Raw genomic sequence first — 19953 nt, forward strand, 5'->3', positions numbered from 1 at the left:
CCTGCTACCTTCTGCACATGCCTGACACCCCCATGACCTCATCGCCCTCCCCTGACGCCACGCCGGACGGCTGGCAGCTGTTGCCGGTGCGCGCCGCGCGGCTCGCGGCACTGGGCGGCCTGCCCGCGGGCGCCCTTTTCCCCGGCCTGCCTTTCGCTGCTGCGTGGTGGCTGCTGGACCTGCCTGGCGGCCTGCCCGCCGCTGCAGCGTGGCTGCTGGTCGGCGCACTGATCGGCGCGCGCATCAGCTGGCGCCGCGTGCGGCGCACCTGGTGGCGGCTGGATGACAGCGGGCTGGGCCTGCGCCGCGATCTGTGGTGGCAGCGCGACACCCGCGTGCCGACATCACGCGTGCAGCACCTCGACGTGCGCCGCGGCCCCCTGCAGCGACGCGCGCGGCTGGCGACGCTGGTGGTGCATACCGCGGGCAGTCGCTTCAGTGCGGTGGTGCTGGATGGATTGGACGAGGATGACGCCGAGCGGCTGCGCGATACGCTTGCCCGCCAGCTCGACCAGGACGCCGACGCCCTGTGAGCAGCGTGCCACCGCCGATTCCCGCCACCGATGCCGAACGCCGCCTGCATCCGTGGTCCTGGTTGTTCGTCCTGATCATGCAGCTCCGGCAGTACCTGCTGCCGCTGGCGGCGCTGCTGGTGTTCGGCCAGCGCGGTGACCGCGATCCGTTATGGGCGCAACTGATCCCGCTGATCGTCATCGCCTGCCTGGTGCTGGCGTCGGTGCTGCAGTACCTGAGCTACCGCTACCGCATCGGCGAGGACGGCATCACGATCCGCAGCGGCGTGTTCGCGCGCAACCGGCGCGAAATTCCGTTCGCGCGCATCCACAACGTGGTCGTGCACCAGAACCCGTTGCACCGGCTGTTCGGTGTGGCCGAGCTGCGGCTGGAGTCCGCCGGCGGCAATCGTCCGGAAGCGGAAATGCGGGTGCTTCGGATGGACGAGGCCCTGGCGCTGGAACAGCGCGTGCGCCATCGCGGCCCGGTGATGGCGAACCCCACACCGGACGGCGATCCGGGCACGCCCCCGCCGTTGCCGGAAACCGACACGCGCCACGTGCTGCTGCGCATGAGCAGCATCGAAGTCATCAAGCTGGGCATGCTGTCCAACCGTGGCTGGGTGATGGTGGCCGCCGCGCTCGGCGCGCTGGTGCAGGTGGTACCGCGCGACCGCATGGATACGTTCGTGGAGTACGGCGGGCGTGAGGCCTTCGGCTATGCCAACGGTCTGCAGCCCGGCATCATCGGCATGCTGGTCATTGCGGCGGTGCTGCTTCTCGCCGGCTGGGTAGCACTGCGCGTGCTCTCGGTACTGTTGGCGCTGCTGCGCTATTACGGCTTCGAGTTGAGCGAACAACAACGACGGCTGACGGTCAGTACCGGCCTGCTGAGCAAGGTGCGCAGCAGCGTGGCGCTTCGCCGCATACAAGCCTGGACGCTGAGCGAGACCACGCTGCAGCGCTGGGCCGGGCGGCGCCAGCTCAGCGTGGACAGCGCGGCCAGCCAGGGCAACGATGAGCAACAGCAGCGCGGGCTGCGCGAGCTGGCTCCGTTGGCCGCACCGGCTGACTGCGATGCGCTGGTGCAGCACCTGCTGCCCACCGTGCAGTGGCCGCCAGCGCTCTGGCATCCGGTAGCGCTGCGCGGCAGCTGGCGGCTGTGCGTGACCAGCCTGTGGCTGACCCCGCTGCTGGCGGCGGGCCTGACATGGCGCTGGGGCGGGATGGGCCTGCTGGTGTTGGCCTGGTTGCCGGTTGCGCTGTGGACAGCGCGCTTGCAGATGGCGCGCATCGGCTGGCATCTGGATGATCGCTACGTCGCGCTGCGCGGCGGCTGGTGGCGGCGCTGGTGGCGCTGGGCGGAACTGGACAAGTTGCAGGCGCTGCGGTTGTCACGCTCGCCGTTGGATCGCCTGCTGGGGACCAGCAGCGTGTGGCTGGATACCGCAGGTGCGCGCGGTGATGTGGCGCTGTGCCTGCGCTACCTGCCGCAGGCGCAGGCCGCCGAAGTATTGGAGCAGTTGGGCCGTGCGCTGGCGCGGCGGCAGTTGCGTTGGTAAGGGAGCGGGTAACGCGCCGGCCGCTGCGCTCGCCGACCATGGGTCGGCGCTACCGGGATGATCGCCGTAGCGCCGAGCCGTGCTCGGCGGGATGCAGGGATCGCGCGGGGTGCGGAGCAGCCGACTGAAGTCGGCTCTACCCTGCCTTGGGCGTCAGCCCTTCGGGCCCCAATAGCCCAGGTCCTTGCGGATCTGCAGATTGCGCAGCCAGCTGCCCAGCGGCTTGCGTGCCAGCGTCCCCAACGCGCCGGACACGAACGCATCAGTGGCTGCGATCACCCGCTCGCTGGATCGTCCGTCCCGCCACGGGTGGATCGCATCGGCATACCGCGTGATCTCGGCCTGCAGCGCGGCCGTGGGGTGCAGCGCCTGCTCCAGCATGGCCGGCAACTGCGCCGCATCATCGAAGTCGATCATGTGCGGCTGCGGCACGCGGTTGCGGAAGGTCACCACCGGCTTGTGCTGGACGATGAACTCCGAAACGATCGACGAGGTATCAGACACCAGCACGTCGGCTGCACGCTGCGCAGCCATCACCTGCTCCGGCTCGACGAAGCAGGCATTCGCGCCGGCCAGCGCGCGGTACTGCGCGAACAGCTCCGGGGCGCACTTGGGATGCAGCGTCAGCAGCCAGTAGCGCTGGCCCGCCGCGATGTCGGCGGCGATCTGCGGGTACAGATGCGGGGCTGCGCTCAGGCGCTCGGTGAAGGTGGAGCCGAACAGCACCACCGGTCGCCCGGCCGCCGGAGCACGCAGTGCGGCGCTGGCTCCACCGTCGTCGCGGAACAGGGGGTCCAGCTTCGGCCAGCCGGTTTCCACCACGGTGAAATGACCCTGCTCCGCGGCCATCGCCTGGAATGGCGCGGTGGTCGCCGGGCCCTGTGTGCAGTACAGATCGAACATGCCGCGCACCCGGAAGTGCCCCCGCGCACTGTCCCGCTTCTGCACGTTGAAGCCATGGAACAGCTGCACCTTGGCACCGGACAGGAAGGTCGGCACCCAGTTGGCGGCACTGAACACGGCCTGCGGGCGCATCGCCAAGGCCTCGCGCAGGCCGACGCTGGCCACCCCCGGCAACCGGCTACCGGCGGCGCCATCTTCGAACCAGGCGGCAACCTCATGCCCGGATGCGTGCAAGGCCTCGGCCAACGGGGCGAGAATAGGCAGCGCGTAACGCTCCGTCGCAAACAACAGGTACCCGGCCATATGTCCTCCACGACCGCCCACAACGAACGGCCTCGCATTTCGGCCTGCATTATCGCGTTCAACGAGGCGGGGCGCATCGGCGACTGCCTGGCCTCGCTGGCATTCTGCGATGAGGTGGTGGTGGTCGACTCGCAGTCCACCGACAACACGGTGGCCCTTGCCGAGGCGGCCGGGGCCCGCGTGCTGCAGCGCCCGTTCCAGGGTTTCCGCAGCCAGAAGGCCTTCGCCGTAGAGCAGGCACGCCATGACTGGGTGCTGTGCCTGGACGCCGACGAGCGGGTCAGCGATGCCTTGCGCGCGGCCATCGAGCAGGCCCGCGACGGCGGGTTCGCGGAGCACCACGGTTACCGCTTCGCCCGCCTGTCGGAGTACTTCGGCCGCTTCCTGCGGCATGGCAATGCCTATCCCGACCGCGTGTTGCGACTGTTCGACCGTCGCCATGGCGGCTGGCGCGGCAAGCGCGAGATCCACGAAGCCGCCAGCGTGGACGGCCGCGTCGGCACCCTGCGTGGCGACCTCATCCACTACCCTTATCGCTCCCTGCAACAGCAGCTGGCGAAAACAGAAAAGTACGCGCGGATGATGGCCGAGCATGAGTTCGCGCGCGGCAAACGGGCCACCCTGCCCAAGCTGGTGCTCGCACCCGCTTGGCGTTTCTGGCGTGGTTTTGTGTTTCGAGGGGGCTTCCGCGATGGCTGGCACGGGCTGGTCTACGCCTACGTGCGCGCCAACTACGTGCGACAGAAGACCATCATGCTGTGGATGCTGCAGCACGGCCAGCCGGTGGCCGACCCGCCGACACCGTAGCGGGATCGCCACTCCGCAGGACGCCTGACGCTTGGCCGCATTGCCGCAACGCGTCGCCATGCGCACGCCACTGTCAGCAACACCCCGCCTTTTTGCAACATTCCTCATAGAAGAGGATCGCAGCGGGCCATAGCATGCCCGCCCCATGACCCCATCGACTGCCCTCGTCCGCGATGCGCGTTCGCGGCTGCTCGTTGCAGGCCGTGGCTGCGTGGTACTGGCCCTGTTCTGCGTCCCGCTCAACAAGCCACTGACCTCCTGCTTCATCGTCCTGGCCGGCTTGGCGTCGCTGGCCGGCGCCGAAACGCGCGCGCGCTGGCGACAGGCCTGGCATGACCCCATCGCCAAGGGGATGCTGGTGTGGGCCGCCGTGCTGCTGGCCAGTGCGCTGCACGCGCTCGCGGCCGGCCATGGTGGCAGCGCGCTGCGGGGCTCGTCGCTGTGGACGTTCCTGCTGCCGATGGTGGTCGCTTCCCTGCTGCAGACACCGCAGCAGCGGTGGCGCGCGCTGTACGGCTTCGCTGCGGGGACGACGCTGGTGTTACTGGCGTCCTGGTTGATGGCTGCCGGGCTGCTGCCCCAGCGCGCCATCGCCGAACAGATGGCCAGCATGCGCAACACCGTGTTCAAGGAATACACCCAGCAAGGCCTGGCCACGCTGTTGCTGGCCGCGTTCGCGCTCTCACGCCTGCCGCGTGCCGCCACCCGGCCGCGGCACTGGCTGGCCATCGCCATCGCCGTGCTCGCCCTGCTCAATGTCGCCCTGCTGCTGGGTAGTCGCACCAGCTACCTCGCGGCCGTGCCCCTGCTGCTGTACTGGCTGTGGGTCGTGTGTCGTGCGACCGCGTGGCGGTGGCGCCTGCACCTGCCGGTCATTGGCCTGTGCCTGGTAGTCGGCGGCAGTGCCATTGCCGTGTCGGACATCGGCGAGCGGTTGCTGCGCTCGGTATCCACCGAAGTGAGCCGTTACGCGCAGCACGGGGATGCGACGTCCAGCGGCACCCGGCTCTGGTTGTGGCAGCACACCGTCGACATGGTCAGCGAGGCCCCGATGCTCGGGCGGGGGCTGGGCCAATGGCGGCCGCAATACCAGACGCGGATGGACGACATCCAAGGTGCAGCGCCGTTCATTGTCGCCCACCCGCATCAGGAATACCTGTTGGTGCTGGCCGAAGAAGGCGCGCTGGGTTTCGCTGCCCTGCTGATCCTGCTGGTGCTGCTGGCCCGCGTGATCCAGCGGCTGCCAGCACCGCAGCGTCACTTCTTCAACAGTGTGCTGATCCTCTACCTGGTGGCCGGGCTGGGCAATGGGCTGGTTTCGGACTACACCCACCGCAACACGTTCGTGCTGCTGCTGTCGTGCATGCCCGCCGTCGCCGTGTGGGCGCGACGAAACGCCCGGGTCGACCGCCATGACTGACCCGACGCTCACGCGCGTGACCGTTGTCTGTGTCACCTACAACAGCGCGCCGGTCCTGCCCGCCCTGGCCGTCACCCTGGCGCGCTTCCGCAACGTGGTGGTCATCGACAACGGCAGCCGCGACGACACGTTGCACCAGTTGCGCGACCGCGTGCCGCATGCACGGGTGATCGCCCGCACCGACAACGCCGGCTTCGGCGTCGCCAACAACCAGGCGATGCAGCAGGTTGAAACCGAGTACGCGCTGCTGCTGAATCCGGATTGCCAGATCGAACCGCACGCCGTGGACCTGCTGGAGCAGACTCTGGATTCACATCCCGATGCAGGCATCGTCGCTCCACAGGGCTGGCGCAGCCTGACCGTGCCACAGAAATCATGGCGGCCCGCCTTCTTCAGGTCGCAGCCTCCCGGTCAGTACTGTGTGCCGGATCAACTGGTGGCAGCCGAGTGGCTGCACGGCAGTTGTCAGTTGGTGCGCACGCGTGCGTTCGCCGCGATCGGCGGGTTCGATCCTGCGTTCTTCCTGTACTACGAAGACGATGACCTGTGCCTGCGCATGCAGCAGGCGGGGTGGCGCTGCCTGCTGCAACCGGCCGCACGTGCCTTGCATCCCGGTGGCGCCTCGTCCGCGCCCAGCGTGCGCACGACCTTCATCAAGCAGTTCCACTACGCCCGCTCACGACAGATCGCCCTGCAGCGTTATGTCAGTGGCGGCGCAGCGTTTGCGCATCGCGCGCGCCTGCTGGTGGCCTGGCTGCCGGCCACTGTCCTGTATGCGCTGATCCTGCAGCGCCAGCACGCCAGCAAATGGTTTGGCTGGGGCTTGGCCGGGCTTTGCGCTGCGTTCCACCTCGACGGTATCGCCAACCGGATCCGTTGAGACGCTGTTACGCCCGGTTGCGCTGGTGACGCAGGCCTTCCACGCGTGACAGGCCGGCCAGCACGCCGACGATGGACGCATAGAAGCTGGCGGTGATCTGGTGCGCGAACATCGACTGGGTCAGGCCGCACAACACGTAGCAGACCACGATCATCACGCCTGCGGCCGCCGGGCCGCGGAAGGTCGCCCGTCCGCTGTGCCGATGCAGCCCCAGGAACAGCCACAGCGGCACGCCATAGACCGCCAGCAGCAACAGTGCGCCCAGGACACCCTGGGTTGCGCCCCACTCGGCCAGATCGTTGTGCGCGTGCCCAAGGTGGCAGCGTGCCTCGAGTGGATCGTCACGGCACACCGGCAGGCGCTGCATCGCGTTGTCGAAATGGCCAACGCCGACGCCGGTCAGCGGGTGGTCCAGGAACGTGTCCCACGCCACCTGCAACCGCTCCACGCGCGCCCCTGCGGAGGAATCCGCATCGCCGCGCTCCAGCCGCTGCACATCACTGTGCAGCTCTGTCAGGCGCACCTGGTGGCGCAGCTCCGGCACACTCACCACTGCCACGACCGACAGGCCCAGCAGCGCCGCCAGGATCAGCAGGCGCCGCTGCAGCGATCCCCAGCGCAGGGTCAGCGCCATCACCAGGAACACTGCTAGCAGTGCCAACAGCGCCCCGCGGCTGCCGGTGAGCACCAGCGTGGCGCAGCCCAGCGCCGCCGCTGGCAGGCCCCACGCCCAGCCCCGCACGCCGTGCGGACGACAGAACAAGGCCAGCACCAGCAGCATCACCACCATGTCGGCGAGCACGATGGCATTGGTGAACAGGTCAGCACGCGGCGCACCGCCCAGCACCTGCCGCAGCGACAGCCCGAACACGAGCAGCAGGCCCACCACGGCACCGCGCCACAGCCAGCGCAGGCGCAGTTCCAGCGCGCACACCCACAGCGCGATCCATGGCATCACGAAGAAACGCGAGCGGTTGTCCACGTCGCGGAATCCATGCTCGAACAGCACGACCGACAGCACACCGGCCGCCAGCACGGCCAGCATCAGCCAGGCCAGCACGCGGATGCTGCGCCCCGCATCGGCGCGGGCGCGCCACAACAGGTCAGGCACCATCACCGTGCTGACCAGCAGCAGCAACCCGAACGGCAGCAGGTTGGCCGGGGTGGAGACCACCAACGCCGGCAACAGCAGCAGCCCCAGGTGGCCGAGCCCCTGGGCGAAGCGCACGCGCGGCGGCTGCGGCAACCGCGCACGGGGGGTGGAGGAATCGTAGGGCGGCAGGCTCACGGCAGGATCATCGGATCAGGTCGGCAACGGAAAGGGATACTGCACAGTGAACGCCCAACACGCGCTGTCCAGCAGTACCAGCGGTCAGCGCGGCGGCGTCAGCGGTCGCCTTCACTCGTTGGCCTGCCGCGACTGCATGGCGTGCTCACGCACCAGGTCCTCGGCGGTCGCCTCGCAGGGCGCGGTCACCGCTTCGGCCCGCACCAGCCACCAACGACGCCGATTGGCGATACCGGCCAGCTCGGCTCGACTACGGTCCACGCAGGCCAGCAGGGCATCTTCCTGCACCAGCAGCCAGCGCGTGGCCGGTGCCTGCGCCTGCCACGCCACGCCTTCGCGCAACTGCAGGTCCCATTTTTTCTGGAAGCCGAACGTCGCGGCGGGTCGGTCGGCCATCAGCAGGTTCTGTTCTTTCCATGCCACCAGGCCCAGCTCGGCGTCGACACCGATGCGCTCACCGACACGGTGCATGAGTCCGCGTGCCGAACTGGAATCGTTCAGATGCGGGTAGCCGACCAGGCTGTACAGCACCCAGATCACCGTCAGCGCCGATACCACGCCGATGTGGGCGCGCGGCCCCCGCCATACCAGCAGGCTGGCCAGTGCCCAGCAGCCCATCGCTACCGCCGCCCAGGCCAGCGACGCGGTCACTGAACTGTCGATGCCGCGCGACCCCATCAGCTTCGTTTCAAAGCCCGGCTGGCCCGTCAGCATGGCGATGCCCGCGCCCAGCGTCAGCACGGCAAGCAGTGCGGTGAAGCCGGTCAGCATCCACTGCACGCTGCGCTTGCGCAGCAGGCCGGGCACCAGCGGTGCCAAGGCCAGGCAGAACATCGGCAGCGACGGCAGGATGTAGACATCGCGCTTGCCATCGGGAATGGAGAAGAACAACACGATCAGCGCCCACCAGCCCAGCAGCACCAGATAACGGGGGTCGCGCCGACGCAGGCGCCGCCACCAGGCCGGGATCGCCCATGGCACCGCCAGGAACGCCGGAATCCACATGGACGGCATCGTGGCGAGGAAGTACCACCATGGCTGGTGGTGGTCCCACGACTGCGAATACCGCTTGGCCGTCTGCCGGAACAGGATGTCGTCCATGTAGGCGCGGTACTCGGCCGAGCCGGTGGACAGCGCGGTGACCACCATCGGCACCAGCCACAGGGCGATCGCCAGCAGGAACACCAGCGGTGCCACCCAGAACTGCCAGCGGCGCACGCTCAGGCCCACGCCTCGCCAGCCCCACACCGATGCCAGCGCGGCCGGCACGATCATCAGCAACGCGACCACGCCCACGCCCTTGGTGATCACCCCCAGGCCGGCGGCGAACCAGCCCAGCCACCACCAGCGCCACGCCGGGCCCAGCAACAGGTGCCGGATGAGGCCATAGTTGGCCAGGGTGATGAAAAACACGATCAACGGATCGATCTGTGCCTTCTTCGCCTGGAAGGTGAAGTGCAACGCGAACAGCAGGGTCCACGCGGCATACAGGCCGACCCGGCGGGTCCACAGCCGGCGCCCCAGGTCATGCACGCACCAGAGCGTGCCCAGCGCAGCCAGCAGGGACGGCAGCAGGAAGGCGATGCGCCAGTTGCCGATCAGCGAATACAGCGTGGCCTGCCACCACATCAGCATCGGCGGCTTGTCGGAGTACAGCTCCAGGCCGCGATGCGGGAACAGCCAGTCGCCGCTTTCCACCATCTGCCGTGCCACCAGCGCGAAACGCGGTTCGTCCGAGGGCCACGGATCGCGCAGGCCCAGGCCGGCACCGAGCACCAGCAGGGCCATGACGATCAACAACCAGGATTCGCGGGAAGCGCGTGTCTTCAGCATGGGCACGGCAGTGATAAGGAAAGGGTCAGGCGTTTTTTAACAGACGCGCGTAGAAAAAGCCGTCGCCGCCATCATCACCCGGCAGCCGCTGGCGACCAACCCCTGCGCAGTCCATGCCGAACCCGTCATCGAGCGCGTCTGCAGTGGCGTCTGCGTGCCACTTCAGGAAGGCCTGCACCTGATCCACGTTTTCGGCGCGCAGGATCGAGCACGTGGCATACACCAGCACGCCACCCGGGCGCAGCATCGTCCAGCACGCTTCAAGCAGGCGGGCCTGGATACCGACCAACACGTCGATGTCTTCGGCACGACGGTGGAACATCACATCCGGCTGGCGGCGGATGATGCCGGTCGCCGAACAGGGCGCATCCAACAGGATCGCGTCGAACGGCGTTCCGTCCCACCACGAACGCGGATCACTGGCATCGGCGGCACGCACCTGTGCCTCGGCGCCGACGCCGGTGCGGGTGAATGTGTCCTTGACCCGCGCCAGCCGACGCGCGTCGATATCCAACGCCAACAGGCGCAGCGACGGATCGCGTTCAAGCAGGTGCGCCGACTTGCCACCCGGCGCGGCACAGGCATCCAACACCCGGGCGCCGGCAGGCGGGGCCAGCGCATCGGCCGCGCACTGGGCCGAAAGGTCCTGCACCGACAGTGCGCCTTCGGCAAAGCCGGGCAGCTGGTTGACCGGCGTGGACGCGGCCAGGCGCACGGCATCGGCGCTGACAGGACTGGGTTCGGCCTCGATGCCGACGGCGGCCAGCGCGGCCAGCGTCTGCGCACGGTCACCCTGCTGCCGGTTGACGCGCAGCCACAAGGGGGCCGGCTGCAGGCTGGCGGCGAAGATGGCATCGGCCTGGCCGGGCCAATCCGCTTCGATGCTGTCGGCCAGCCACGCGGGGAACGCATCGCGCGGCGGCTGCGGTGCGAAGCCTTCGCGCTGCGCACGGCGCAGGATCGCATTGACCAGGCCGGCCTGGCGCTCACGGCCGAGTGCACGTGCCGCATCGACCGTGGCCGACAGCGCCGCGTGGGCGGGCAGCTCCAGCACATCCAGCTGGGCGAAGCCCACCATCAGCAGGGTGCGCAGGTCGGCATCGCGTGCGGACAGGGGCTTCTGCATCCAGCTCGCCAAGGCGGCATCGTAGGTGCTGCGTCGACGCAGCACGGCGAAACACAGCGCCTCCAGCAGCGCGCGGTCGCGCGTGTCGGCCAGCTTGGGCAGCGCCCAGTTGAGCTCGGCCTTCAGTGAACGGCCGCGGGTGAAGACCTGGGCCAGCACGCGCGCAGCGAGCATGCGCGTGGCAGCGCCCGGCGCGGCGTTGGACACAGACAGATCAGCTTGCTTGCTCACCGGCTCAGGCTCCCGCACGCAGGTCGCGTCGTGCGTTGAGGTAGTCGGCGGCGGTGATCGCCTTGCCGCCTTCGCGCTGCAGCACACGCAGTCGCAGCGCGCCGTGGCCGCACGCGATGTCGATGCCCTCGCGTGCAGCGGCGATCACCGTACCCGGGGCATGGCCGCCGTTGTCCTCCAGTGCGACCGCGCCGTGGATGCGCACGCGCTCACCCGCCAGCTGCGCTTCGGCGATGGGCCACGGATTGAACGCACGCACCGTGCGCGCCAACACGTCGGCATCGGCCGTCCAGTCCAGCCGGGCTTCGGCCTTGTCCAGCTTGTGCGCATAGGTCACGCCTTCGGCCGGTTGCGGCTGCTTGACCGGGATCAGGCCTGCGCGCAGCAGGCCCAGGCCGTCGGACAGCACCTGCTCGCCCAGTGCGGCCAGCTTGTCGTGCAGCTGTCCGCCCGTGTCGGTGGGGCTGATCGGCAGCGCCTGCTGCAACAACACCGGGCCGGTATCCAGGCCCGCTTCCATCTGCATCAGGCAGACACCGGTCTGTGCATCGCCGGCCTGGATGGCGCGCTGGATCGGCGCGGCACCGCGCCAGCGCGGCAGCAGCGAGGCATGCACGTTCCAACCGCCATGGGTCGGGATGGCCAGCACGGCCTTCGGCAGGATCAGCCCGTAAGCCACCACCACCATCAGGTCCGGCTGCAGGTCACGCAGTTGCTGCTGGGCCGCCTCGTCCTTCAGCGATTCCGGCTGGTATACCGGAATCCCACGCGCCACCGCTTCCAGCTTCACCGGCGAAGGCGCCAGGCCACGGCCACGGCCGGCTGGACGGTCCGGCTGGGTGTAAACGGCCACCACTTCGTGATGGCGTGCAGCCGCGCGCAGCGACGACACCGCGAACTCCGGCGTACCGGCAAAGACAATCCTCATGGTCACCCCGTTATGCAGGTGGAAACCTGCAGGCAGAAAATGGGCGCCGATGTGCGGCGCCCCTGGGTCCGTCCGCGCACGCCACTGGCAGGCAGGCGGACAGTGGGCACCACCGCGGGTGGCGCCCCGTTGTTACGGTCAGGCGACGTGCCGGCGCTGCTTGGCCAGCTTCTTGCGCACCATCTCGCGCTTCAGCGGCGACAGATAGTCGATGAACAGCTTGCCGTCCAGGTGATCCATTTCGTGCTGCACGCAGACCGCCAGCAGACCCTCGGTGGTCAGCTCCTGCGGCTGGCCCTGGCGATCCAGGAAGCGCACGGTGATCTGGTTGGCGCGGGTGACGTCGGCAAAGATGCCGGGCACCGACAGGCAGCCTTCCTGGTACACCTGGCCACCGTCGTGGGCGACGATCTCCGGGTTGATGAAGACCATCGGCTGGTTCTTCTCTTCGCTGACGTCGATCACCATGAAGCGCTGGTGCACGTCGACCTGGCTGGCGGCAAGGCCGATGCCCGGGGCGTCGTACATGGTGTCGAACATATCCGACAGCAGGGTCTGGAAGGCCGGCGTGGTGACCTCGGCGGCATCGATCAACACGGCCTTGGTGCGCAGGCGCGGATCGGGGAACTCGAGAATGGGAAGCAGTGCCATGGCTGTAATCGTCTGGTGGGGGCCGGTCAACGCCGGGCTGCGTTGCAATTCTATCGCCAACGCTTGCCCTGCGCCCCGGTTTCTGGACTATAGTGCGGCAACCTGTTGGGGAATCAGGGCTGACCACTCTTATGTTGCTACGAATCCGCACGGTCGTCGCCGCGGCGATGTTGACCGTTGCCGCCTATGCTACCGCCGTTGAAATGAACGGGCACCCGACCACCTATGTCGTCCAGAAGGGCGACACGTTGTGGGATATCTCTGCGCGTTTCCTGAAAAAGCCTTGGCTTTGGCCGGAAATCTGGCAGGCGAACCCACAGGTGGCGAACCCGCACCTGATCTATCCGGGCGATGTACTCAGCCTGGCGTACCTGGACCGCGTCGTCGCGAGCCAGCAGCCAGGGCCGCGCCAGGAGGCACCGATCACCGGCATTCCATTGTCGGAAGTCGAGCCGTTCCTGAAGCAGTTGAGCGTCGTCGATCGCATCGACAACCTGCCGCACGTCGCTGGACTGGAAGACAACCGTCTTCGGGCCACGGCCGGCCAGGTGGCCTATGTGAAGGGGTTGGACCAGGCCGCCGTGGGCCAGCGTTATGCGGTGGTGCGTCCCACCGTCCGCTATGCGCTGCCGAAGGCGACCGAGGACCTGACCGCCAATGGCCATGTCACGCCGGGCAGCGGGAACCTGTGGAAGGACTTCACCGTCCCGAACAAGCGTCCGCACCAGGTGCTGGGCTACGAGCTCGCCAAGGTCAACGTCGGCACCATCACCGCGGTGCCCTCCGGCCGCGTGGACGTGGCGACGCTGGCACTGCAGGGCAGTGGCGATGGCCGCGAAGTACGTGCCGGTGACCGCCTTGTGCCGGTGGAAGCCACACCGTACGACCTGCAGTTCTTCCCGCATGTGCCGGCTGCCGGCACCGAAGGGCTGGACGTGCGCGTACTGGCGGTAACGGACATGTTCCTGTCCGGCGGCCCGCGTGACGTGATCGCGCTGTCTGCCGGCCGCCTGCAGGGTGTGGACAACGGCACCGTGTTCTCGATGTGGCGCTTCGGCAGCCACGTGAAGGACCGGATGAAGGCGCCGAACTCGTCGCAGATGGACGATGCACGTGCCGACGGCAACAACCGCGTCAGCCTGCCGGACGAGTACGCCGCGCATGCGATGGTGTTCCGCACCTTCGACAACGTCAGCTACGCGCTGGTGATGGAAGGGATCAAGCCGGTGCAGCTGGGCTACAGCGCGCGCCACCCGGACGCCACGCAGTAACCGCTGCCGGATTCGTCCGACAGCAGATGCCAACGGCGCCCTAGGGCGCCGTTGTTGTTTCCGCGCCACGCTGCGGCCATGGACGAACACACCCCAGCCCTGCTCACGTTGATCCTGGCCGGGGGCAGTCTGGCCTCGCGGCGGGCCCTGGCCGCTGCCCGGCCGACCGTGGCTGCGGCATTGCACGCGGGCCCCGTCGCCTGGCGGCAGGCCGGCTGTTCGGCCGCCCAGCAACAACACTTGGCCAGCCCCGATCACGCAGCCATCGAACGCGCCCTGCGATGGCTGCAGCAGCCGGGCCACCACTTGATCGCCGCCGACGATGATGGATTCCCGCCACTGCTGCGCGCAGCACCGGAACCGCCCTTGGCGCTGTTCGTGGACGGCGACCCCAGCCATCTGTGGCATCCGGCCATCGCCGTGGTCGGCAGCCGCTCGCCGACACCGAGCGGCCGGGCGCTTGCGGCAGAGTTCAGCACGGCGTTCTCCCGCGCGGGCCTGGCGGTGACCAGCGGCCTGGCGGCCGGCATCGACGCCGCCGCGCACCGTGCCGCGCTGGATAACGACGGCATCACCGTCGCCGTGGTGGGCAACGGGCCGGACCATGTCTTCCCCCTGCATCACCGCAGCCTGCAGGCTGCCGTCGCCAGCCGCGGTGCGGTGGCCAGCGAGTACCTGCCCGGCACCCCGGCGCGGCCCGCCTACTTCCCGGCCCGCAACAGGTTGGTGGCCGGGCTCAGCCTGGCCACGGTGGTCGTCGAAGCAGCAAACCGCTCCGGCGCGCTGATCACCGCCCGCCTGGCGGCAGAAGCCGGTCGCGAGGTCTGCGCCCTGCCCGGCTCGGTGCGCAATCCCCGCGCGGCCGGCTGCCATCGGCTGATCCGCGAGGGTGCCGCCCTGGTGGAGTCGGCGGATGAGGTCATGGCCCTGATTGCCCCCGCCTTGGCCGACGCCGTCCCCGACTTGCAAAGGCATCTGGCCACCCCCACTGAACAGGGACGGCGAGCCCGCCTTCCGCCCACACTGGCCTCCGACCCGGACTACCAGTGCTTGTGGAAACTGCTCGACCACGACCCAACCCCTGCCGATTCATTGATCACACAGTCCGGATTGACGGCCGCTCGGCTGTCCTCCATGCTGCTGGCCATGGAACTGGCGGGTATCGTGGTGTGCGAACACGGCCGCTACTGTCGAAACCCTGGTTTCCCAACCTCCACAGCGTCGATGACGCAGGCCGAGGGGCAATGAAAGAGAGCATTCTCGATGTACTGCTGTACCTGTTTGAACACTATTTCAGCGAAGACGCTGACCTCATCCGTGACCGCGATTCCCTGCAGAACGGCCTGATCCAGGCGGGCTTCAGTCCAGCCGAGACAGCCAAGGCGTTTGATTGGCTGGATGCCCTGGCTGCCCAGCGGCCCGCCGTTTCGCATACGCGCGTCGACGGCCCGGTGCGCATCTATCACGGTCCAGAGCTCGACAAGCTGGACGTGGAGTGCCGGGGCTTCATCCTGTATCTGGAACAGCACGGCATCCTCGATGCGGACCAGCGCGAGCTGGTGCTTGATCGGGCGATGGCGCTGGACCAGGACGAATTGGATCTGGACGACCTGAAGTGGGTCGTGTTGATGGTGCTGTTCAATCAGCCTGGCTCGGAAGCCGCTTATGCGTGGATGGAAACCCAGATGTTCATGGACGAGCCAGAACCCCTTCACTGACCGTACACTGCACCCCTTGCGCATACAGGGGGCGTTCACGTGAGCGAGTGGTTCCACGCCGAGGGCAGTCGGCAGGTCGGCCCGGTTTCCAGTGAGGAAATCGGGTCGCTGTTCAGAGACAACCGTATTGGACTGGACACGCTGGTGTGGCGCGAGGGCTTGCCTGCGTGGCAGCCCCTGCGCAGCGTCGTGGCCGAACTCGGCCTGACGGCCGTGCCACCTGCTCCGCTGCCCCCTCCCGTGCCACCGGCGCCCGATCCCACGATACCGCCACCGGTCTCGCCGGCGTCGATCGTGCCTGACAGCAGCCCGTACGCCGGGCCCGGCGTCAGCCGCGTACCGCCCATGGCGATGCAGCCTGCGAAGAAAGGGCTGTCCGGCTGCGCCTTGACGGCCATCATCGGCGGCGGCGCCTTGCTGGTGGTGGTGCCGGTGTGTGCGATTCTCGCGGCCATCGCGCTGCCTGCCTACAACGACTACACGATCCGCGCCAAGGTGGCGCAGTCGATTGCCACGTTGCAGCCGCTGAAGGCGCAGGTACAGGAGTTCCACCAGATTCACAGCCGCTGTCCGAGCAGCAGCGACCCCGGCTTCCCGGCGCACGACGCGTTCACGGCACAGGGGCTGTCCAGCGTGCAGCTGGGCCAGTTCGAGAACGCGCATTGCGGCATCGAAGCGACGCTGGGCGTGGGCAAGCCCCAACTCGACGGCGACCTGCTGTGGCTCGAATACAGCCCGGCTGATTCGGCCTGGGAATGCAGCAGCGACACGACCGATAAATACCTTCCCGTGAACTGCCGCGGCTGATGCCGGCGCAGGGGAAAACCCTTTTCACCAACACGATTTGACAGGGAAAAACGATGAGCGAGTGGTATTACGCCGAAGGCCAGCAGCGCCAGGGTCCGGTGCCGGACACCGAAATACGCCAGTTGTTCCAGCGCAGCCAGATCACCCTGGACACGCTGGTCTGGCGCGAAGGCATGGGCCAATGGGCGGAACTGCGCAGCGTGGTCGATGAGCTGCAGCTGCAGTCACTGGCGGCCGTTGCGGCCGAACCTGCCACCGGCTTCGACCTGCGCGGCGACTACGCGGCCATCGACAACGGCACCGCGCCGCTGCCGGGCACCGGGCCGCTCAGCGCCTCGCCCTACAGCGCCCCTGCTTCGGACGTCGGCTTTGCCGGTGCGATGCCGGTACACGGCGCCGAAGTGGTCTACGCCGGCTTCTGGAAGCGCCTCGCGGCCTACCTGATCGACTATGTGATCCTGACCGCGTCTTCCATGGCGATCGGTGCCATCGTCGGCCTGGGCATCGGCGGTGCGGCCAGCCTGGCGGGCGGCGGATCGACCACTGCCGGGGTGATGAGCCAGGTGATCGGCGCGCTGATCGGCTTCGGCATCAGCCTGGCCTACTATGCGTGGTTCCACGCCTCCAGCGGCGGCGCCACGCCGGGCAAGATGGCCATCGGCATCAAGGTCGTACGCAGCGACGGCGACCGCATCACCATGGCGCGTTCGATCGGCCGCTACTTCGCGACCCTGCTGAGCAGCCTCACCCTGCTGATCGGCTACCTGCTGGCGGCGTTCACCGAGCGCAAGCAGGCCCTGCACGACATGATCTGCGACACCGTAGTCGTCGACAAATGGGCCTTCACCGACCAGCCGCAGCGCCAGCGCCACGAGCTGGGCGCGGTCACCATCGTCATCCTGATCATCGGCGGCATCCTGACCGCTGGCGTGATGGTGGCCATGGTGGTGGCCATCGGCGCGATCGCCAAAATGGCCGGTTGAGCCGGCGGCGGGACGTGTCCGGCGCTTGACAGAGCGCTCACGGCATGATTCCTCTAATAAGGAGAAAGCTGAACGCCCGGCTCACCCCCGGGCGTTCAGTTTATGTATCTCGACACCGCCGCTTCACTAATGCGGCCATTTGCTCCACCCTAGCGGCCCTCACCCCTGCCGTGCGCACAGAACCCGACCCTCATGCCCAAGCACCTGCTCATCGTCGAATCGCCCGCCAAGGCCAAGACGATCAACAAATACCTCGGCAAGGACTTCACCGTCCTGGCCTCGTATGGGCATGTGCGTGACCTGATACCGAAGGAAGGCGCGGTCGACCCGGACAACAACTTCGCGATGCGTTACGACGTGATCGAGAAGAACGAGAAGCATGTCGAAGCCATCGCCAAAGCCGCAAAGGGCGCCGATGACATCTTTCTGGCGACCGATCCGGATCGCGAGGGTGAAGCCATCAGCTGGCACATCGCCGAGATCCTGCGCGAACGCGGCCTGGTCGGCGACAAGCCGATGCAGCGCGTGGTCTTCACCGAGATCACCCCGCGCGCCATCAAAGAGGCGATGAACCACCCACGCGCCATCGCTGCCGACCTGGTCGATGCGCAGCAGGCCCGTCGCGCACTGGATTACCTGGTGGGCTTCAACCTGTCGCCGGTGTTGTGGCGCAAGGTGCAGCGCGGCCTGTCGGCCGGCCGCGTGCAGAGCCCCGCGCTGCGCATGATCGTGGAGCGCGAAGAAGAGATCGAAGCCTTCATCGCCCGCGAGTACTGGTCCATCGCCGCCGCGTGCGCGCACCCGTCGCAGCCCTTCAGCGCCAAGCTGATCAAGCTCGATGGGCAGAAGTTCGAGCAGTTCACCGTCACCGACGGCGACACCGCCGAGGCGGCGCGCCTGCGTATCCAGCAGGCCGCACAGGGCAGCCTGCATGTCACCGACGTGGTCAGCAAAGAGCGCAAGCGCCGCCCGGCGCCGCCGTTCACCACCTCCACCCTGCAGCAGGAAGCCTCGCGCAAACTAGGCTTCACCACGCGCAAGACCATGCAGGTCGCGCAGAAACTGTATGAAGGCGTGGCGATCGGTGACGAAGGGACGGTCGGCCTGATCTCGTACATGCGTACCGACTCGGTGAACCTGTCGCAGGACGCGCTGGCGGAAATCCGCGACGTGATCGCCCGCGACTTCGGCATCGCCTCGCTGCCGGACCAGCCCAATACCTACCAGACCAAATCCAAGAACGCCCAGGAAGCGCATGAGGCCGTACGTCCGACCTCCGCGCTGCGCACGCCGGCACAGGTGGCGCGCTACCTCACCGACGACGAGCGCAAGCTGTACGAGCTGATCTGGAAGCGGTCGGTGGCGTGCCAGATGATCCCGGCCACGCTCAACACCGTCAGCGTGGACCTGTCGGCCGGCAGCGAGCATGTGTTCCGCGCCAGCGGTACCACCGTCGTGGTGGCCGGCTTCCTGGCCGTGTACGAAGAAGGCAAGGACACCAAGAGCGCCGACGACGAGGACGAGGGCCGCAAGCTGCCGTTGATGAAGCCCGGCGACCGCGTGCCACTGGACCGCATCAGCGCCGACCAGCACTTCACCCAGCCGCCGCCGCGCTTCACCGAAGCGGCGCTGGTGAAGGCACTGGAAGAATATGGCATCGGTCGCCCGTCGACCTACGCCTCGATCATCCAGACCCTGCAGTTCCGCAAGTACGTGGAGATGGAAGGCCGCAGCTTCCGCCCGTCCGACGTGGGGCGCGCAGTGTCCAAGTTCCTGTCCAGCCACTTCACCCAGTACGTGGACTACGACTTCACCGCCAAGCTTGAAGATGAGCTTGATGCCGTGTCGCGTGGCGAGGAAGACTGGATCCCGTTGATGGCCCGCTTCTGGGACCCGTTCAACAAGCTGGTGCAGGAAAAGAACGAATCGGTGGACCGCGCCGAGGCCAGTGGCGCGCGCGAGCTCGGCACGGATCCGAAGACCGGCAAGCCGGTCAGCGTGCGTTTGGGCCGTTTCGGGCCCTACGCGGCAATCGGCAGCACCGCCGAGGACGCCGAAGACAAGCCGAAGTTCGCCTCGCTGCGTCCCGGCCAATCGATGCACACCATCCGCCTGGAAGACGCGCTGGAGCTGTTCCTGATGCCGCGTGCGCTGGGCCAGGACAAGGGCGAGGACGTCAGCGTGGGCATCGGCCGCTTCGGTCCGTTCGCCAAGCGCGGCAGCGTCTACGCCTCGCTGAAGAAAGAAGATGATCCGTACACCATCGACCTGGATCGGGCCGTCTTCCTGATTGAAGAAAAGGAAGAGATCGCGCGCAACCGGATCATCAAGGAATTCGATGGCAGTGAAATCCAGGTACTGAACGGCCGGTTCGGCCCGTACCTGAGCGATGGCAAGATGAACGGCAAGATCCCGAAGGATCGGGAGCCCGCCTCGCTGACGTTGGCCGAAGCACAGCAGTTCATGGAAGAGACCGGCAAGCCGGTGCGCAAGGGCTTCGGCAAGAAGGCGGCCAAGAAGACCGTGAAGAAGGAGGCCGCGCCCAAGAAGGTGGCCGCCAAGAAGATCGCGGTGAAGAAGACCACCAAGAAAGCCACCAAGAAGACCGCCAAGAAGGCGGTGAAAAAGGTTGCCAAAAAGGCGGCGGCGAAGAAGACCGCGGGCTGACACGGGGGCGTTGGCGCCGCGCACTGCGCGGCAGATCGACGTCTGCGTGGCGCACTCGCCGGG

General features: G+C 67.7%; 17 protein-coding genes. 11 read left to right on the plus strand and 6 right to left on the minus strand.

What is annotated here, in order from left to right; genetic code table 11:
* Positions 1–17 precede the first annotated feature (17 nt).
* Together ICJ04_RS15790 and ICJ04_RS15795 are read left to right on the plus strand one after the other, a co-directional pair.
* Positions 18–533, plus strand: a complete 516-nt coding sequence (locus ICJ04_RS15790; protein WP_188325123.1) for a PH domain-containing protein — start codon at positions 18–20, stop codon at positions 531–533.
* On the plus strand, positions 530–2074 hold the full coding sequence (locus tag ICJ04_RS15795; RefSeq protein ID WP_223202918.1) for a PH domain-containing protein: 1545 nt from the start codon (positions 530–532) through the stop codon (positions 2072–2074). Before ICJ04_RS15790 ends, ICJ04_RS15795 begins: the two co-directional genes overlap by 4 nt.
* A 153-nt stretch (positions 2075–2227) precedes the next feature.
* Here ICJ04_RS15795 and ICJ04_RS15800 read toward each other — a convergent pair whose 3' ends face one another.
* Positions 2228–3280 (minus strand): CDP-glycerol glycerophosphotransferase family protein, encoded by a 1053-nt coding sequence (locus tag ICJ04_RS15800; protein WP_188325124.1) that lies wholly within the window; start codon positions 3278–3280, stop codon positions 2228–2230.
* Here ICJ04_RS15800 and ICJ04_RS15805 point away from each other — a divergent pair, their 5' ends adjacent.
* From ICJ04_RS15805 to ICJ04_RS15815, 3 genes are all read left to right on the plus strand, one after another.
* The gene (locus tag ICJ04_RS15805; protein ID WP_188325125.1) at positions 3281–4087 is read left to right on the plus strand and encodes a glycosyltransferase family 2 protein; all 807 of its coding nucleotides are present in this window, start codon (positions 3281–3283) and stop codon (positions 4085–4087) included.
* A 145-nt stretch (positions 4088–4232) separates the two neighbouring features.
* Positions 4233–5507 carry an O-antigen ligase family protein gene (locus tag ICJ04_RS15810; protein ID WP_188325126.1) on the plus strand — a complete coding sequence of 425 codons (1275 nt, stop codon included), beginning with the start codon at positions 4233–4235 and terminating at the stop codon, positions 5505–5507.
* Positions 5500–6387: a glycosyltransferase family 2 protein gene (locus tag ICJ04_RS15815; protein ID WP_188325127.1), complete on the plus strand. Its 888-nt coding sequence runs from the start codon at positions 5500–5502 to the stop codon at positions 6385–6387. The genes ICJ04_RS15810 and ICJ04_RS15815 overlap by 8 nt, the downstream gene beginning before the upstream one ends.
* Positions 6388–6394: 7 nt before the next feature.
* Here ICJ04_RS15815 and ICJ04_RS15820 read toward each other — a convergent pair whose 3' ends face one another.
* The 5 genes from ICJ04_RS15820 to def all read right to left on the minus strand — a co-directional run bounded on the left by ICJ04_RS15820 (position 6395) and on the right by def (position 12444).
* Positions 6395–7633: an O-antigen ligase gene (locus ICJ04_RS15820; protein ID WP_223203086.1), complete on the minus strand. Its 1239-nt coding sequence runs from the start codon at positions 7631–7633 to the stop codon at positions 6395–6397.
* Positions 7634–7786: 153 nt separating this feature from the next.
* Positions 7787–9508 carry a glycosyltransferase family 39 protein gene (locus tag ICJ04_RS15825; RefSeq protein ID WP_188325128.1) on the minus strand — a complete coding sequence of 574 codons (1722 nt, stop codon included), beginning with the start codon at positions 9506–9508 and terminating at the stop codon, positions 7787–7789.
* 25 nt (positions 9509–9533) lie between these two features.
* Positions 9534–10865 carry a 16S rRNA (cytosine(967)-C(5))-methyltransferase RsmB gene (gene rsmB, locus ICJ04_RS15830; protein WP_188325129.1) on the minus strand — a complete coding sequence of 444 codons (1332 nt, stop codon included), beginning with the start codon at positions 10863–10865 and terminating at the stop codon, positions 9534–9536.
* A 4-nt stretch (positions 10866–10869) separates the two neighbouring features.
* Complete coding sequence (gene fmt, locus ICJ04_RS15835) at positions 10870–11793, minus strand: methionyl-tRNA formyltransferase (protein WP_188325130.1); 924 nt, start codon at positions 11791–11793, stop codon at positions 10870–10872.
* Positions 11794–11931: 138 nt separating this feature from the next.
* On the minus strand, positions 11932–12444 hold the full coding sequence (gene def, locus ICJ04_RS15840; RefSeq protein ID WP_188325131.1) for a peptide deformylase: 513 nt from the start codon (positions 12442–12444) through the stop codon (positions 11932–11934).
* Between the two features lie 131 nt (positions 12445–12575).
* Between def and ICJ04_RS15845 the strand changes: the two genes are divergently transcribed.
* The 6 genes from ICJ04_RS15845 (at position 12576) to ICJ04_RS15870 (ending at position 19890) form a co-directional block, all read left to right on the plus strand.
* Positions 12576–13715 carry a LysM peptidoglycan-binding domain-containing protein gene (locus ICJ04_RS15845; RefSeq protein ID WP_188325132.1) on the plus strand — a complete coding sequence of 380 codons (1140 nt, stop codon included), beginning with the start codon at positions 12576–12578 and terminating at the stop codon, positions 13713–13715.
* 78 nt (positions 13716–13793) lie between these two features.
* Positions 13794–14963: a DNA-processing protein DprA gene (gene dprA, locus ICJ04_RS15850; RefSeq protein ID WP_188325133.1), complete on the plus strand. Its 1170-nt coding sequence runs from the start codon at positions 13794–13796 to the stop codon at positions 14961–14963.
* Positions 14960–15433, plus strand: a complete 474-nt coding sequence (locus ICJ04_RS15855) for a DUF494 family protein (RefSeq protein ID WP_188325134.1) — start codon at positions 14960–14962, stop codon at positions 15431–15433. Before dprA ends, ICJ04_RS15855 begins: the two co-directional genes overlap by 4 nt.
* 39 nt (positions 15434–15472) lie before the next feature.
* Positions 15473–16240 (plus strand): pilin, encoded by a 768-nt coding sequence (locus ICJ04_RS18465; protein ID WP_188325135.1) that lies wholly within the window; start codon positions 15473–15475, stop codon positions 16238–16240.
* Between the two features lie 53 nt (positions 16241–16293).
* Positions 16294–17223 (plus strand): RDD family protein, encoded by a 930-nt coding sequence (locus ICJ04_RS15865; RefSeq protein ID WP_188325136.1) that lies wholly within the window; start codon positions 16294–16296, stop codon positions 17221–17223.
* 192 nt (positions 17224–17415) lie between these two features.
* Positions 17416–19890, plus strand: coding sequence for a DNA topoisomerase I (locus ICJ04_RS15870; RefSeq protein WP_188325137.1), 2475 nt, complete (start codon positions 17416–17418; stop codon positions 19888–19890).
* Positions 19891–19953 lie beyond the last annotated feature (63 nt).

This window comes from Stenotrophomonas sp. 169 (assembly GCF_014621775.1).
Taxonomy (GTDB): Bacteria; Pseudomonadota; Gammaproteobacteria; order Xanthomonadales; family Xanthomonadaceae; genus Stenotrophomonas.

Excerpts from the sequence above, each read along its gene's own strand:
- ICJ04_RS15845 (WP_188325132.1), top strand. The coding sequence starts at position 12,576 with ATGTTGCTACGAATCCGCACGGTCGTCGCCGCGGCGATGTTGACCGTT.
- ICJ04_RS15790 (WP_188325123.1), top strand. The coding sequence starts at position 18 with ATGCCTGACACCCCCATGACCTCATCGCCCTCCCCTGACGCCACGCCG.
- fmt (WP_188325130.1), bottom strand. The coding sequence starts at position 11,793 with ATGAGGATTGTCTTTGCCGGTACGCCGGAGTTCGCGGTGTCGTCGCTG.
- ICJ04_RS15825 (WP_188325128.1), bottom strand. The coding sequence starts at position 9,508 with ATGCTGAAGACACGCGCTTCCCGCGAATCCTGGTTGTTGATCGTCATG.
- def (WP_188325131.1), bottom strand. The coding sequence starts at position 12,444 with ATGGCACTGCTTCCCATTCTCGAGTTCCCCGATCCGCGCCTGCGCACC.
- ICJ04_RS15855 (WP_188325134.1), top strand. The coding sequence starts at position 14,960 with ATGAAAGAGAGCATTCTCGATGTACTGCTGTACCTGTTTGAACACTAT.
- ICJ04_RS15800 (WP_188325124.1), bottom strand. The coding sequence starts at position 3,280 with ATGGCCGGGTACCTGTTGTTTGCGACGGAGCGTTACGCGCTGCCTATT.
- ICJ04_RS15810 (WP_188325126.1), top strand. The coding sequence starts at position 4,233 with ATGACCCCATCGACTGCCCTCGTCCGCGATGCGCGTTCGCGGCTGCTC.
- ICJ04_RS15815 (WP_188325127.1), top strand. The coding sequence starts at position 5,500 with ATGACTGACCCGACGCTCACGCGCGTGACCGTTGTCTGTGTCACCTAC.
- ICJ04_RS15865 (WP_188325136.1), top strand. The coding sequence starts at position 16,294 with ATGAGCGAGTGGTATTACGCCGAAGGCCAGCAGCGCCAGGGTCCGGTG.
- dprA (WP_188325133.1), top strand. The coding sequence starts at position 13,794 with ATGGACGAACACACCCCAGCCCTGCTCACGTTGATCCTGGCCGGGGGC.
- ICJ04_RS15805 (WP_188325125.1), top strand. The coding sequence starts at position 3,281 with ATGTCCTCCACGACCGCCCACAACGAACGGCCTCGCATTTCGGCCTGC.
- ICJ04_RS15870 (WP_188325137.1), top strand. The coding sequence starts at position 17,416 with ATGCCCAAGCACCTGCTCATCGTCGAATCGCCCGCCAAGGCCAAGACG.